The organism is Luteimonas sp. 100069 (genome assembly GCF_003813845.1).
In the GTDB taxonomy this organism is placed as follows: Bacteria; Pseudomonadota; Gammaproteobacteria; order Xanthomonadales; family Xanthomonadaceae; genus Luteimonas; species Luteimonas chenhongjianii.
The window spans coordinates 306,175-321,253 of sequence record NZ_RPFN01000001.1 but is presented as its reverse complement, the minus strand read 5'-3'; the positions used below and the strand labels follow the sequence as shown (position 1 = coordinate 321,253).

Here is a 15,079-nt window from a genome sequence, read left to right as displayed (position 1 = left end):
CCCCTTGAATCAAGGGGGGCGCGGCGAAAGCCGCGGGGGATCTGGAACACTGCGCCGGGGCCCGCGATCCCGCTCAGCGGAATCGTGGGGGACTTACTGCGCAGCAGAGGAGGCCCGCGGCCGGACCTGGACGTGGATCTCGGCCAGCTGCGCATCCGCGATCGGCGACGGCGCATCGGTCATCAGGCATTGCGCGCCGGTGGTCTTGGGAAACGCGATGACGTCGCGGATCGACTCCGTGCCGGCCATCAGCGCGGCGATGCGGTCGATGCCGAAGGCGATGCCGCCATGCGGCGGCGCGCCGTACTTGAGCGCATCGAGCAGGAAGCCGAACTTGGCCTGCGCTTCTTCGGCGCCGATGCCGAGCAGATCGAACACCGCCGACTGCATCGAGGCGCGGTGGATGCGGATCGAACCACCGCCGATCTCGTTGCCGTTGAGCACCATGTCGTAGCCGCGCGACACGGCCGTGGCGGCGTTGGCGCGCAGGTCGGCCTCGTCGTCGACCGAGGGCGCGGTAAAGGGGTGATGCAGGGCGACGTAACGCTGCGCCTCGTCGTCCCATTCGAACATCGGGAAGTCGGTAACCCACAGCGGCGCCCAGCCATCGGCAACCAGATTGAAGTCCTTGCCGGCCTTCAGGCGCACCGCGCCCATGAAATCGCTGACCGTCGAATACTTGCCGGCGCCGAAGAACACGATGTCGCCATTGCCGGCACCGACGTGCGAGACCAGCGCGGCGAACGCGGCCTCGTCGAAGAACTTCTGGATCGGCGAGCTGATCTCTCCCGTTTCCGAAATCTTGATGTAGGCCAGGCCCTTCGCGCCGTATTTGCCGGCATGCGCGGCGTATTCGTCGATCTGCTTGCGCGACAGCGACGCACCGCCCGGGATGCGCAGCGCGCAAACGCGGCCGCCGGCTTCATTGGCCGGACCGGTGAACACCGCGAACTGGCTGTCCTTGACGAGATCGGCGACGTCGACCAGTTCGAGCGCGATGCGCAGGTCCGGCTTGTCGGACCCAAAGCGACGCATCGCCTCGGCCCAGGTCATGCGCGGGAACTGCGGGGCGAGTTCGACGCCGGCCACATCGCGGAACACGTCGCGGATCATCGCCTCGACGAGATCCTGCACGTCGCGCTCCGACACCCACGCGAACTCCATGTCGAGCTGGGTGAATTCCAGCTGGCGATCGGCGCGCAGCGCCTCGTCGCGGAAGCAGCGCGCGACCTGGTAGTAGCGGTCGAAGCCCGCCATCATCAGGATCTGCTTGAACAGCTGCGGCGACTGCGGCAGCGCGTAGAACTCGCCCGGATGCATCCGCGCCGGCACCAGGAAGTCGCGCGCGCCCTCGGGCGTGGCCTTGGTCAGGATCGGGGTTTCGATGTCCTGGAAGCCGCGCGCATCGAGCCAGTGGCGCAGCGCGCTGACCAGCTTCGTGCGCGTGCGCATTTTGCGCTGCATGTCGGGGCTGCGCAGGTCGAGATAGCGGTACTTCAGGCGCGTCTCTTCGCCCGGATTTTCGTGGTGGTGGAACGGCAGCGGCTCGGCCTTGTTGAGTACCTCGATCGAGGTCGCGACGATCTCCACCTGGCCGGTGCGGATCTTGGCGTTGACCGAATGCCGCGCGCGCACCGTGCCGGTGATGCGCAGGCAATCCTCGTAGCCCACCTTCTCCGCGGTCGCGACGACTTCAGCATTGCCGTCGGCCTCCGACGCTTCCGCGACCACCTGCACGATGCCTTCGTGATCGCGCAGGTCGATGAAACAGACACCGCCGAGATCGCGGGCGACATCGGCCCAGCCGCACAGGGTGACGGTCTGGCCGATCAGCGTCTCGTCGATCAGGCCGCAGAAATGGGTACGCATGGAGACTCCGGACACGGGGGACACCCGCCCGCGGGGACGCGGACCGGCGGCGCGGTACATCGCGCTGGTTTGACAGTCCGCTAGTTTAAGGCGTGATCGGACGGCGCGCCGGCCGGGCGGCGCGACTCAGTCGCCAGCAGCAGGCTTGGCTGCCGGCTTCGCAGCCGGTTTGGCCTCGGCGGCGGGCTTGCTCTCCGCCTTGGGCGCGGGCGCGTCCGTCGTGGCCGGCTTGTCGCCGCCGGACCTGGCGCCGTCACCGCCCTCGACCAGGTTGCGCTTCTTGTCCCCATCCTTCTTGAAGTCGGTCTCGTACCAGCCGCTGCCCGCCAGACGGAACGAAGGCGCAGTCACCTGGCGCCGGATCGCCGCGGCGCCACAGGACGGACACGTCTCCGGGTCGGGATCGGACAGTTTCTGCAGGCGGTCGAAGCTGTGGGCGCAATTGGTGCACTGGAACGCGTAGATCGGCATGGGGAAGGCGGTTACGACAACAGGGAGCTCTGCATTCTGGGGCCCGCGGCGGCAACTTCAAGCCTGCGATGCGGCGGCCGGCAGCGCAGGCTGCCGCGCGCTGCGCCTCGGCCTAGACTGGCGGCCTCCCCCGAAGGTTATCTCCATGTCCAATCCCCCCAATTTCCGTACCGTGGCCGCTGCCGGCCTCATCGCGCTGGGCCTGATCGGCGCCGGCTGGTTCGCCGCCCAGGGCATGGCCAAGCTGCGCACCGCCGACCGCTACGTGACCGTCAAGGGCTCGGCCGAGCGCGTGGTCGAGGCCGACCTCGTGGTCTGGCCGCTTTCGCAGACCGTGGGCGGCGACGACCTGGCGCTCGTGCAGGGCGGGCTCGATGCCAATACGGCGACCATCCGCGCGTTCCTGTCCGGCGCGGGCTTCGGCGATGACGAGGTGGTGGTCTCCCCGCCGCGCCTGGAGGACCGCTGGGCGTACTCCTACGGTGACAGCCGTCCCCCGGAGCGCTACCGCTACTCCAACACCGTGACCCTGCGCACCGGTCGCGTGGCCGAGGCGATTGCCGCCCTGCGCCGCAGCGGCGAGATCGTCGCCCAGGGCGTGATGCTCAATACCGGCGAGGACGGCGGCCCGCAATTCGAATTCACCCGCCTCAACGACATCAAGCCCGAGCTGATCGCCGAGGCGACCGCCAATGCGCGGGTCTCGGCCGAACAGTTCGCGAGCGATTCGGGCGCACGCATCGGCGGCATCCGCACTGCCAACCAGGGCGTCATCTCGATTGGCGACCGCGACCGCGGCAGCCCGCAGGTGAAGACGGTGCGGGTCGTGACGACGGTGGAGTACTTCCTGCGCGACTAGTGAGCTGCGGCCATCACCAGATCAGCCCATCGGCGGTCCGCGCGATGGGCGGCCGAGGAGAGTCCGGTGCGGCCACAACGGACAGGCGACCGTCCAGCGGTCGCCTGTCGGGCCGACGCACGCGCGCCGGCGATCCACCAAGGCTCAGTAGCCCCAGGGCGTCGGCGGCGCCGCGACGGTCTTGGTCAGGTCGAACTCGACCTGGAACTTGCGGCCACCGGGGCGGCTGAGCTCATAGACGAAGCGCTCGCCCGGCTCGATCTCCATTGCCCAGGTGTTGGTCACCGAGGCGTTGAGACCTTCCCGCTCGAACATCTCGATCGATTCGGCGTCGACCGGGAATTCCTGGCGCTGCGCGGTGCCGGCGTTCTGCGATTCACCGCCATACATGGTCACCGGGTCGTCGCTGCCGTCGGGCATGCGGTGGTCGTGCTTGAGGCGCAGGCCGTGCTCGGTGCGGGTCAGGACCCAGGTGCGCGAGTGGTCGTCGCCGACGTGGAACGGAATGCGCAGCTCTTCCTTGCGGTTGCTGCAGTCGCGCACATGCATCACCAGCTCCTTGCCCTCGAACGCATCGGGCTCGGCCCCCGGCGCGGGGGCCGGCTCGTTGGCGACGATACGGCCGGAAAAAGCCTCGCCACAGTGGCGGGCGATGGCCGCGAGGAACTCGTCGGCGGGGACGCGTTCACGGGCAGCATCGGCGGCGGCGGCGGCCGCCGCCGCGTCGGCCGTGGGATCGGCAAGTGCCGGTCGCGCAGCCTCGGGCTGCTCGTTGGAGCCGCAGGCGGCAAGGGCCAAAGCCGCGGCAAGGGTGACGCTGGATCGTGTGATTTTCATGCCCGCACCGTACCCGCCACCGCCAAACAGCGCAAACCCCAGCACGCATTCGAACCCATCGCGATGCGGAAATCCGCACGCATGCGTCCAGATTGCCGGACGCTCGATCGTGTGCGTGACAGCCAGGCTGCAGGAGAAACCGCCCGTCTGCAGGTCACTGGTGGCACGCCGCTCTCAATAGCCGTCGATAGCCGCCGATGCGCTGGTGCGAACGGGTGGCCAGGCAAGCGCGGAACTCGCACGGGCGCAGCTGGGGCCAGCTCCGCGTGGCGAACCAGCCGCGCGTTGCCCGTACCGCGAAAGCACTGCGCAGCTCACGCTTTTTGGTCGGCCCAACCTGGAGGTTGCACGCCCTCTCCTTCCAGGACCGGCAACGCACGCTCGCGCTCGGCAGCGGCACTGGAGGCTTCGCCCGCAGCCTCCAGCGCCACAGCAAGAGCGAGACGGTGACGGGCGGTGACCGCGCTGTCGGCGCCGAAGAGTTCGCTCGCCGCAGCCACGGCGTCCCGCCACGCGCCGACCGCGCCGGCTTCGCCGTCACTGGCTTGCCGCACCGCAGCTTCGAGCACGCGATGACGCACGCCGTGTTCGGGCCCCACCCGCGACGCGTGGGGCGCGATCCGCGCCAGCGCCTCGCCCGCGCCGTCGGCCGAGCCGGTATGCAGCAGCATTTCCGCTTCGCCATGCGCCAGCCGCACCGCGTTGGCGCTGTCCGCCGGCACTCGCGGACGCCAGTCGGCCAGCGCGCGCTGCACCAGCGCCTCGCCCTCCTGGGGGCGGCCACTGCGCAACAGCCACAGGCCCAGTTCCAGCGCCGCCTCGCTGCTGTCGGGATGCGTGGCACCCAGCAACGCCTCGCGGATCGCCAATGCGCGCCGGTAGTCCGTCTCCGCCGCAGCCCCGTCGCCGAGGGCTTCGGCGAGATTTCCGCGCAACAGCAGCGCCATTGAAACGGTGAAGCTCTCCGCACCCATCACGTCCGCCGCCACTGCGACCGCGCGCTCAAGCACCGGGGCCGCCTCGCGATAGGCGCCCATCCGCAGCAGCACGCTGCCCAGCCGCGTGTTCTCGCTGGCGTAGTAGATGCTGTGCTCGCCGAAGATCTGCGGTGCGCGTGCCAGGTTCTCGGTAAACGACGCGCGCGCTTCCTCGAGACGCCCGGCATCGGCGACCAGCAAACTGCGTTCGGTATGGCTGGTCCAGTAGTCGAAGGAGAACTTGCCGAACAGCCGCTCGGTGATCGGCAGTGAACGATCGAAGGCGGCGGCAGCGGCGTCCAGGCGGCCGCGCCGCCGCAGGCTCATGCCCATGTTGTCGAGCGAGACCGAGATGAACTGGTCGCGTCCGGCGGCCTCGTGCCGGGCCAAGGCTTCGGCGAATGCCGCTTCCGCCTCGTCGTAGCGCTGCTGCGCCAGCAGCGACAGACCCAGCGAGTTGTACGACTGGGCGACGCGGAAGCTGTCGGGCCAGTCCGGCCCGAGCAGCGCCAGCGCGCGACGGGCCATGGCCTCGCCCTCCTCGCCGTGGCGGTTGGCCGCATTCGAGGAGGCGAGCATGTTGAGGAAGCGCGTGGCCTCGTCGATCTGCCCGCCCGCGGCGATCAGCCCTTCGGCCGCGTCCTCGAGCAGCGGCAGCGCGCGCTGCACATCGCCCATGTTGCGGTAGGCCATGCCGATGACGCCCTTGAGCCGGGCCTGCACCACCGGGGCGTCGCCGAGCTCCTCATCGACGCGCGCGGCCGCGCGGTCGAGGACTTCGGCCACGGTGATCCGGTCGGCACCACGCGCGCCTCGCTCACGCGGGTCGGCAGCCTGGAACATCGACACGAGGAACCCGCTGACCTGACTGGCGATCTGCGCTTCGCGCTCGGCCTGGGCCCGGGCTGCGTCGAGGTGCCAGACGAAGCCCGCCGCCAGCGCCAGCATCGTCGTGGCCGCCAGCAGCTCGCGCCAGCGCCGGCGTCCGAAGCGCCGCAGCCGATAGCCCCGCTCACCGGTCCGCGCGTGCACCGGCAGCATCCGCTGGTGGCGCTGGATGTCCTCGGCCAGCGCCTGAGCGCTGGCGTAGCGGTCTTCCGGCGCCAGCGCGCAGGCGCGCGCGGCGATCGCATCCAGATCCCCCGGCAACCGCCGGCGCCAGGCACAGTCGGCGGAGGCCAGTGCGCTGGGGAGGGGCACGGCTGTCGCCGCAGCGCGCTTGCCGACCCGCGCCCCGGCAAGCAGCTCGACCAGCAGCATGCCCAGCCCGAAAACGTCGCTGGCCACCGTGGCGGGCGCCCCGCTGGTCAGCTCGGGTGCGGCGTAGGCGGGTGTATAGAAGCCGGGCGCCGACCCGTCGGTGTCGCCGAGCAGGCGGGCAATGCCGAAGTCGAGCAGGACCGGGCTGTGATCCTCGCGCACCAGCACGTTGCCCGGCTTGAGATCGCAATGCACCACCAGGCGCGCATGGGCTGCCTGCACCGCATGGCAGATCGATACGATCAGTGCCAGACGCGCATCCAGTCCGAGCCGGTGGCTGCGGCAATGCGCGTCGAGCGCTTGCCCGTCGACATGCTCCATCACCAGATAGGGCTGACCCGCCGGCGTGGTGCCCCCGTCGTAGAGGCGGGCGATGCCCGGGTGCTGCAGGGTGGCCAGGATCCTGCGCTCCTCGGCCAACCGGCCAACCGCATTCCCCTCCGGCACCCCGTGCAGCAGCTTGATCGCCACCTGCTGGGCATAGAGCGCATCCGCACGCTCGGCCAGGAACACCGCGCCCATCCCACCGGCGCCGATCTGGCGAACCAGCCGCCACGGACCCAGCGTGTCGCCGATCCGCAGTTCCGGTTGCATCACGCTGCACATTTCCGGCGCCGTGCCGTCGCGCCCTCCCACCAGCGTGGGCGATTCAGCGTCCAGCAACGCCAGTACCGCCGCCCGCAGCAGCGGGTCCGAGGTCATTGAATACACCTGCGTCCGTCGGGTGTCGGGCGGCAGATCACACACCGCCTCGAACACGCGGCGCAGTTCGCTCACATTCGGATCGTCCATCCCTCCCCCTGCCTCGAGCCAGTCCGCGGTTGAGTCAGGCCCGCGCGAGGCGCAGGAAATGCGGGCCGTCGGCGACCGCGTACTGCCGGTCCATCAGGCGCAGCAACGCGTCGTGCACCAGCACGGTGGGACGCAGCGTGACGTCACCGCCACCGCCCAGGCGCGCCGACGCCATGGAATGCAGAACGCCGTAGACCTGCTCGAACAGACGGTCGCGCGCATCCGTATCCCCCTGCCGCCAGGACCGCAGAAGTTCCGTTACGCCCGATTCCGCCCCCATCACCGCTTCTGTCACGACCGCGCCCCTTGTCAGCGCGGATTATGCCCCGTGCCCCGTGCCCCGTGTGCCTTCACGCCGTTTCGTAAAGCGCCAGCAGATCGCCCTCGGCCTGCTCGAGCTCCGCGCGCAGCGCGGCCTGGCGCTGGCCCAGCGCCGTCACTTCGCCAGCGTTGGCATAGGTTTCGGGACGGGCGAGCGTGCCCTCCACGTCCGCCAGCGCGCGTTCGAGCTCCGCCACCCGTGCTTCGGCTTTCTGCAGCCGGTGCGGATTGGCCTTGGGACGCGGCGCGGCGGGCGGAGCGATCGCGGGGGAAGTTTCGACCCTGGTGGGGGCAGGCGTGCGCAGTTCGCCCGAATTGCCGCGCGCGCGCAGCCAGGCGGCGTATTCGTCGAGATCGCCATCGAACGGAATGACCACGCCGTCGGAGACACGCCAGAAGGTGTCGCTGACCAGGCCGATCAGATGGCGGTCATGCGAGACCAGCACGATCGCGCCGGCAAAGTCGCTGAGCGCCTCGGCCAGGGCCTCACGCATCTCGAGATCGAGATGGTTGGTCGGTTCGTCGAGCAGCAATACGTTCGGCTGCAGCCAGGCGATCAGCGCCAGCGCCAGGCGTGCACGTTCGCCGCCCGAGAAGCCGTCGATGCTTTCGAACGCACGATCGCCCGGGAAACTCCACTTGCCGAGGAAATCGCGGAAGGACTGGATCGAGGCGGTGGGCGAGATCTCGCGCAGGTGATCGATCGGCGAGGTGCCGGCGACCAGCGATTCCACCGTGTGCTGGGCGAAGTAGCCGATGCGCAGGTCCGGGTGCGCATAGCGCTCGCCGGCCAGCAGCGGCAGCTCGCCGACCAGCGTCTTGACCAGCGTCGACTTGCCGGCGCCGTTGGGGCCGAGCAGGCCGATGCGGTCGCCGGCCTCGAGGCCGAAGCCGACGTTGTCGAGAATGACCGCCTCGCCCGCGGGCGTGGGATAGCCGCAGCGGCCGTCATTGATGCGCAGCAGCGCGTGCGGCAGCTTCGTCGGCGCCGGGAAATCGATGCGGACCTCGCGCTCGGCGCGCACCGCTTCGGTGTCGGCCATCTTGGCCAGGCGCTTGACCCGCGACTGCGCCTGCTTGGCCTTGGCCGCGCTGGCCTTGAAGCGGTCGATGAACTTCTGCAGGTGCGCGCGTTCGGCCTGGGTCTTCTCGTGGGTGATCTGCTGCAGCCGCAGCTGCTCGGAGCGCTGCCGCTCGAACGAGGTGTAGTCACCGGTGTAGAGCTTGGCCTTGCCGCCGTGCAGGTGCAGGGTGTGGGTGCAGACGTTGTCGAGGAACTCGCGATCGTGCGAGATCAGCAACAGTGTGCCCGGATACTTCAGCAGCCATTGTTCGAGCCACAGCACCGCGTCGAGATCGAGGTGGTTGGTGGGTTCGTCGAGCAGCAGCATGTCGCTCGGCGTCATCAGCGCGCGCGCGAGATTCAGGCGCACGCGCCAGCCGCCGGAGAACGTCGCGACCGCGCGGTGGTGGGTATCGGCCGGAAAGCCGAGGCCGTGCAGCAGCTTGCCCGCGCGCGCGCCAGCATCGTAGGCGCCGACCTCGGCCATGCGCAGGTGCACGTCGGCCACCGCCTCCCAGTCCTCAGCGGCCAGCGCCTCGGCCTCGGCCTTGAGCACTGCGGCCACGGCGGCGTCGCCGCCGAGCACGAAGTCGATCGCCGGGTCCGGCAGCGAGGGCATTTCCTGGGCAATGCTGGCCAGACGCAGGCGGTTGGGCAGGTCGAGATCGCCGCGGTCGGCCTCGACCTCGCCGCGCACGGCCGCGAACAGGGAGGACTTGCCGGTGCCGTTGCGGCCGACCACGCCGACGCGCCAGCCGGCGTGCATCGTCAGGTCCATTTCGGACAGCAGCAAACGTTCGCCGCGCCGCAGGGCGAAATTCTTGAAAGAGATCATGCCGGCGATTCTACCGGACGCCGCCTGTCGGGCGGCTTTCCGCGCGCGCGGAAGCGGCGGCGCGGCGCGGAGGCGACGCGGGGAATGGGTGCTTCGATACCGATGAAACCTTTGACCGGTTTGTTGCGTGCGTGTTAGAGCCGGAATGCATCGCTTCGTGTTCACCCGCAAGGATCGCCGGATGACCCATAGCCGCTGGACCCCTCGCACCGCTCGCCGCTCCCCTCTGCCGACGGCGTGCTGCGCGCAGCGTCCGCCCTGCCCTCGGTGGTGGGGCGCTCCCGCACATCGTGGCGCAGCCTCGCTCGGCGCCCGCCCGCCCCCCCTTCATGGACGTATGCGGTGCCGAACGTACGCGCTGGCTGGCAACACGCGACTGCGCTGCAGGCGCAGCGGGCACGCCTCATGAGCGTTCCATAAAGAGAACGATTGTTTTGCATTTTTAAGAACATTGACGATTTCAGGACAAACCGCTCCAATCCTTCCCCGCTCCCAACGACAGGCCACTCTCGATGCTGCAGCCCCATCGTCTGACCCTCGCCGTCGCCACCGCCTTGCTGTTGCCGAGCATTGCGCTCGCCCAGCAGGCACCGGCCGCCACCGCGGCGCGTACCTCCACGCTGGATACCCTCATCGTCACCGGCACCCGCGTGGCCGACCGCACCGTGGCCGAATCGCAATCGCCGATCGACATCATCACCTCCGAGGCATTGACCGCCACCGGCACCCCCGAACTGGCGACGGCGCTGGCGCGCGCCCTGCCTTCGCTGAACTTCCCGCGTCCGGCGCTGACCGACGGCACCTCGGCGATCCGGCCGGCACAGTTGCGTGGCCTGTCGCCCGACCAGGTGCTGGTACTCGTCAACGGCAAGCGCCGGCATACCTCGTCGCTGCTCAACCTCAACGGCACGATCGGCCGCGGTTCGGCGCCGGTCGATCTCAACACCATCCCGATCTCGGCGATCGAACGCGTCGAAGTGCTGCGAGACGGCGCCTCGGCGCAGTACGGCTCCGATGCGATCGCCGGCGTGGTCAATGTGGTGCTCAAGGGGTCATCCGAAGGCGGGAGCCTCGCGGTGACCGCGGGACAGTACTCGGCCGGCGACGGCAAGCAGACCCAGATCGCCGGCGACACCGGCCTGGCGCTCGGCGAACGCGGCTTCCTGCACCTGTCGGCGCAGCTCGGCCAACAGGAAGAGACCAATCGCGCACGGCCGTTCGCCGGCACGCCCGGTCCCACGCAGCCCGCGCTCGGCCAGAAGGCGTTCGTGATCGGCGAGCCGGAGGTCGACTTCGGCGCCGTCGCTTTCAACACCGACATCACGCTGACCGACGCCATCAGCGCCTACGGCTTCGGCACCGCGAGCAATCGCGACATCACCTCGTTCGCGTTCTTCCGCGCCCCGGGGAGCACCGCGCAGAACATCCTCGGCATCTATCCCGACGGCTTCCTGCCGGAGATCCACAACATCTCCAAGGACCGCTCGCTGGTGGCCGGCGTCAAGGGGCATGCCGGCGACTGGAACTGGGATCTGAGCTACAACTACGGCTACAACCGGCTCGATTTCCATACCCGCAATACGCTCAATGCGAGCCTCGGCCCGACCTCGCCGACGTCGTTCTACGACGGTGCGCTGGAGACCACGCAGAACATCGTCAACCTCGACATCAGCCGCCCGCTCGAACTGGGCCTGGCGTATCCGGCGACACTGTCGTTCGGCATCGAGGCCCGCAACGAGAAGTGGAACCAGTCGCCCGGCGAGTACGGCTCCTACGCCAATGCGGGCCTCGGCGTGGCCGGTGCCGGCGCAGGGGCGCAGGGCTTCGGCGGTTTCGCCCCCGAGGTTTCCGGCGCCTACGACCGCGACAGCCGCGCGGTCTATGCGAGCCTGGAAGCCGACCTGAGCGAGCAGTTCTCCGCAGGTATCGCGGCGCGCTACGAGGACTACGACGATTTCGGCAGCCAGGTCTCGGGCAAGCTGTCGGCGCGCTATGCCTTCAATGACGGCGTTGCGCTGCGCGCCACGGTGGCGAGCGGCTTCCGTGCACCGTCGCTGGCCCAGCAGTATTTCCAGACCGTCAGCACGACCTTCCTGCCGGGCATCAATACGCCGTTCGAGATCCGCACCTTCCCGGCCAGCAGCGCGGTCGCCCAGGCATTCGGCGCCGAGCCGCTGACGGCCGAGGAATCGCTGTCCTACAGCCTGGGCCTGGTGCTGCAGCCGGTCGACAACCTGTATGTCACCGTCGATGCCTACCAGATCGACGTCGACGACCGCATCGCCCTGTCGTCGAACCTGACCGGCGACGCCGTGCGCCGGCTGCTCGAATCGCGCGGCATCTTCGGCATCACCGGCGGCCGCTACTTCACCAATGCCATCGACACCCGCACCCGCGGCGTCGATGTCATCGGCACCTATCGCTGGGATCTCGCGGCAAGCAATGTGGATCTGACCGCGGGCTACAACCACACCAAGACCGAGATCACCCGCATCGCCGCGAACCCGGCTGCGCTGGACGCGATCGGCCTGAACCTCGAGCGCATCGACCGGGTCGAGATCGGCCGGATCGAGGAGGGCTTCCCGCGCAGCAAGCTGCTGCTCTCGGGAACCTGGAATACCGGCGACTGGGCGTTCCTGCTCGCGACCACGCGCTACGGCAGCGTGCGCACCACACCCAACAACGCGGCGCTGGACCAGGAATACGGCGCGAAGTGGCTGGTCGACGTGTCGGCGACGTTCAAACCGGGCGAGAACTGGGCGCTGACGCTGGGAGCCGACAACGTGCTCAACGAATATCCGGACGAGAACATCTTCGGCAACTCGACCAACGGCCAGTTCCCCTACAGCAACCTCTCGCCGTTCGGCTTCAGCGGCGCGTTCGCCTACGGCAAGGTCGTCTACCGCTGGTAGCCATCGGCCCCGCCTCGGCTTCGAGGCCCCGCTCGCCGGGGCCTCGCCGTCGCGGACGTGCCGGCCCGGGGACATGGCCCGCGAGATGCGAGGCGTTCCTGCAGATGCGGACCCAGGTGCCATGGCGCCGCACCACCCTGGCTGCACGCGCTCTCGCACGGCCGCAGCGGAGTCCACACCGCTGCATATGCTCCCCTGCGATCGCGAACCCCCACTCGCCTTGAGCCGGCACGACGCTGCCGGCTGGACGCGGATGTTCCAGCGTCAGCTCCTGCCCTTCGGAGCGCGGAACTGCAATTGCAGGAGAATCCCGCCTTGCTCCTGTCGGGATGCGTCGGCGACACTGCAAGACCCACCTGCGACAGCCCCCCGATGCCGCACAACACCGACCTGATCAACATCGTCGCCGTCGGACTGGGCGTCGCCTTCATCTTCGGCGCACTCGCCAACCGCCTGCGGCTCTCGCCGCTGGTCGGCTATCTGGTCGCGGGCATCATCGTCGGACCGTTCACGCCCGGCTTCGTCGCCGACCAGGACCTCGCCAACCAGCTCGCCGAGATCGGCGTGATGCTGCTGATGTTCGGCGTCGGCCTGCACTTCTCGCTCAAGGACCTGATGGACGTGAAGTCCATCGCGATTCCGGGCGCGGTCGCGCAGATCACGGTCGCCACCGTGCTGGGCTGGTTGCTCGCCTGGCTGATGGGCTGGTCGATGGTCAGCGGTTTCGTGTTCGGCCTGGCGCTGTCGGTCGCCAGTACCGTGGTGCTGCTGCGTGCAATGGAAGAGCGCCGGCTGCTCGATACGCGACGCGGCAAGATCGCGGTGGGCTGGCTGATCGTCGAGGACCTGGTGATGGTGCTGGCGCTGGTACTGCTGCCGGTACTGGCGGAAATCACCATGAGCCGGGGTGGCGGTACCCCGCCCGGCTTCGGCACGATCGTGCTGACGATCCTGTGGACCCTGGTCAAGGTCAGCGCCTTCGTCGCGGTGATGTTGCTGGTCGGGCGGCGGGTGATCCCATGGATCCTCGAGCGCATCGCCGGCACCGGCCAGCGCGAGCTGTTCACCCTGTCGGTGCTGGCGATCGCGCTGGGCGTGGCGTTCGGCGCGTCGGCGCTGTTCGGCGTGTCGTTCGCGCTGGGCGCGTTCTTCGCCGGCATGGTGCTCAACGAATCGGAATTCAGCCATGAGGCGGCCAACGATTCCCTGCCCCTGCGTGATGCGTTCGCGGTGCTGTTCTTCGTCTCGGTCGGCATGCTGTTCAACCCGTCGATCCTGGTCGAGCACCCCTGGCAGGTCCTCGCGACGTTCCTGATCATCGTGGTCGGCAAGTCGATCGCCGCCTACTGGATCGTGCGGCTGTTCCGGCATCCGCGCTCGACCGCGCTGACCATCTCCACCAGCCTGGCGCAGATCGGCGAGTTCTCCTTCATCCTGGTCGGCCTCGGCGTCGTCCTCGGCCTGCTGCCCGAAACCGGCCGCGATCTGGTGCTGGCGGGCGCGCTGCTGTCGATCGTGGTCAACCCGCTGCTGTTCGCCGGGCTCGACCGCTGGCAGGCAAAGCAGGAACTGGCCGCGCGTGCGGCTGCCGCCGAGCATGCGGAACCCCTGCCGCCCGAGCATGCGATTCCGCCCGAGCTGAGCGGTCACGCGATCCTGGTCGGCTATGGCCGCGTCGGCCGCCAGCTGGCCGAGCTGCTGCGGCAGCGCGACGTGCCGCTGGTCATCGTGGAGGACGACAACGAACTGGTGCGGCGCGCGCGCGAGCGCGGCTTTCTGGTCGTGCGCGGAAATGTCGCATCCGAGCCGGTCATGCTCGACGCCGCGCCCGACCGCGCGGCGCTGGCGATCTTCGCGATTCCGCAGGCACTCGAGGCCGGCGAGGCGATCGAACGCATGAAGGCGGTCAATCCCGCGCTCACCGTGCTCGCCCGCGCGCACAGCGATGGCGAAGTCAGGCATCTGCTCCAGCATGGCGCCGACGGCGCGGTGCTGGCCGAGCGCGAACTGGCCTACTCGCTGGCGGAGATGGTGATGTCGACGCCTCCGTTCCGGCCTGTGCGCCCGGGCTCGATCCCGATCGCCGAGTCGCCCGCGCCACTGTGAAGATGCGCATCGTCGTGCTCAGCGGCGCCGGCATCTCGGCCGCAAGCGGCGTCCCGACCTTCCGCGACGCACTGACCGGCCTGTGGGCCCGCTTCGACCCCGAGCGCCTCGCAACCGAGGATGCCTTTCGCGCCGATCCCGCCCTGGTCTGGGGCTGGTACCGCTGGCGCGCAGCGATGGTGGCCGCCGCGGCGCCCAACGCCGCGCACGCCGATGTCGCGGCGCTTGCCGACGACGGCCATGCGCTCACCGTGGTCACGCAGAACGTCGACGACCTGCACGAACGCGGCGGCGCGCGCGACGTACTGCATCTGCACGGCCGCCTGCTGGCATCGCGTTGCATCGATTGCGGCGCTCGGGCGACACCCGATCCGATCCTCCTGGCGCCTGCCTCGCCCGCCGGCGGCCAGCGTGAAACGCCGCCTCCCTGCGATCGCTGCGGCGCGGCGTTCCGGCCCGACGTGGTGTGGTTCGGCGAAGCCCTGCCCGTCGACGCCTGGGAGGCGGCGAGCCGGGCGATCGAGACCTGCGACCTGCTGGTCGTCGTGGGCACCTCGTCGCTGGTGTGGCCGGCCGCCGGCCTGCCCGACCGCGCCCTGCGCCTCGGCACGCCGGTGCTGGAAATCAATCCACAGCCGACGCCGCTGTCGCCACGCGCCACCGCGCACTGGGCGCTCACCGCGACGGCCGGGATGGCGCAGCTTCGGGCGCGCCTGGCGGCAGGTGCGTGGGACGTGGCAGGCGCCTTGCGCTTCGACTGAGCCGGCGTCGGATGCC

General features: G+C 69.4%; 10 protein-coding genes. 4 read left to right on the top strand and 6 right to left on the bottom strand.

Going from position 1 to position 15,079, the window contains the following annotated elements; genetic code table 11:
* Nucleotides 1–93: 93 nt before the first annotated feature.
* Both aspS and EGK76_RS01365 read right to left on the bottom strand, forming a co-directional pair.
* Entirely contained in the window at nt 94–1,869 is a 1,776-nt protein-coding gene (aspS, locus tag EGK76_RS01370) for an aspartate--tRNA ligase (RefSeq protein ID WP_123831336.1), read from the bottom strand.
* A 126-nt stretch (nt 1,870–1,995) separates the two neighbouring features.
* A complete protein-coding gene (locus tag EGK76_RS01365; RefSeq protein ID WP_123831334.1) occupies nt 1,996–2,340 on the bottom strand; it encodes a zinc ribbon domain-containing protein in 345 nt (114 codons plus the stop codon).
* Nucleotides 2,341–2,485: 145 nt separating this feature from the next.
* Here EGK76_RS01365 and EGK76_RS01360 point away from each other — a divergent pair, with 145 nt between their 5' ends.
* Nucleotides 2,486–3,199, top strand: a complete 714-nt coding sequence (locus EGK76_RS01360) for an SIMPL domain-containing protein (protein ID WP_158613428.1) — start codon at nt 2,486–2,488, stop codon at nt 3,197–3,199.
* 144 nt (nt 3,200–3,343) lie between these two features.
* Here EGK76_RS01360 and EGK76_RS01355 read toward each other — a convergent pair whose 3' ends face one another.
* The 4 genes from EGK76_RS01355 to EGK76_RS01340 form a co-directional block, all read right to left on the bottom strand.
* Complete coding sequence (locus tag EGK76_RS01355) at nt 3,344–4,036, bottom strand: hypothetical protein (protein ID WP_096300704.1); 693 nt, start codon at nt 4,034–4,036, stop codon at nt 3,344–3,346.
* Between the two features lie 314 nt (nt 4,037–4,350).
* Entirely contained in the window at nt 4,351–7,065 is a 2,715-nt protein-coding gene (locus EGK76_RS01350; protein WP_123831330.1) for a serine/threonine-protein kinase, read from the bottom strand.
* A 34-nt stretch (nt 7,066–7,099) separates the two neighbouring features.
* Nucleotides 7,100–7,360 carry an ECF-type sigma factor gene (locus EGK76_RS01345; RefSeq protein WP_123831328.1) on the bottom strand — a complete coding sequence of 87 codons (261 nt, stop codon included), beginning with the start codon at nt 7,358–7,360 and terminating at the stop codon, nt 7,100–7,102.
* Nucleotides 7,361–7,415: 55 nt separating this feature from the next.
* Nucleotides 7,416–9,284 carry an ABC-F family ATP-binding cassette domain-containing protein gene (locus tag EGK76_RS01340; protein ID WP_123831326.1) on the bottom strand — a complete coding sequence of 623 codons (1,869 nt, stop codon included), beginning with the start codon at nt 9,282–9,284 and terminating at the stop codon, nt 7,416–7,418.
* A gap of 512 nt (nt 9,285–9,796) precedes the next feature.
* Between EGK76_RS01340 and EGK76_RS01335 the strand changes: the two genes are divergently transcribed.
* From EGK76_RS01335 to EGK76_RS01325, 3 genes are all read left to right on the top strand, one after another.
* Nucleotides 9,797–12,196, top strand: coding sequence for a TonB-dependent receptor (locus tag EGK76_RS01335; protein WP_123831324.1), 2,400 nt, complete (start codon nt 9,797–9,799; stop codon nt 12,194–12,196).
* Between the two features lie 372 nt (nt 12,197–12,568).
* A complete protein-coding gene (gene ybaL, locus EGK76_RS01330) occupies nt 12,569–14,302 on the top strand; it encodes a YbaL family putative K(+) efflux transporter (RefSeq protein WP_096299816.1) in 1,734 nt (577 codons plus the stop codon).
* Between the two features lie 2 nt (nt 14,303–14,304).
* Nucleotides 14,305–15,063 (top strand): NAD-dependent protein deacylase, encoded by a 759-nt coding sequence (locus EGK76_RS01325; RefSeq protein WP_123831322.1) that lies wholly within the window; start codon nt 14,305–14,307, stop codon nt 15,061–15,063.
* Nucleotides 15,064–15,079 lie beyond the last annotated feature (16 nt).

Bases quoted from the DNA above. Each gene is read 5' to 3' on its own strand.
- EGK76_RS01360 (WP_158613428.1), top strand. From the start codon at position 2,486: ATGTCCAATCCCCCCAATTTCCGTACCGTGGCCGCTGCCGGCCTCATC.
- EGK76_RS01340 (WP_123831326.1), bottom strand. From the start codon at position 9,284: ATGATCTCTTTCAAGAATTTCGCCCTGCGGCGCGGCGAACGTTTGCTG.
- ybaL (WP_096299816.1), top strand. From the start codon at position 12,569: ATGCCGCACAACACCGACCTGATCAACATCGTCGCCGTCGGACTGGGC.
- EGK76_RS01355 (WP_096300704.1), bottom strand. From the start codon at position 4,036: ATGAAAATCACACGATCCAGCGTCACCCTTGCCGCGGCTTTGGCCCTT.
- EGK76_RS01350 (WP_123831330.1), bottom strand. From the start codon at position 7,065: ATGGACGATCCGAATGTGAGCGAACTGCGCCGCGTGTTCGAGGCGGTG.
- EGK76_RS01365 (WP_123831334.1), bottom strand. From the start codon at position 2,340: ATGCCGATCTACGCGTTCCAGTGCACCAATTGCGCCCACAGCTTCGAC.
- EGK76_RS01335 (WP_123831324.1), top strand. From the start codon at position 9,797: ATGCTGCAGCCCCATCGTCTGACCCTCGCCGTCGCCACCGCCTTGCTG.
- EGK76_RS01325 (WP_123831322.1), top strand. From the start codon at position 14,305: ATGCGCATCGTCGTGCTCAGCGGCGCCGGCATCTCGGCCGCAAGCGGC.
- aspS (WP_123831336.1), bottom strand. From the start codon at position 1,869: ATGCGTACCCATTTCTGCGGCCTGATCGACGAGACGCTGATCGGCCAG.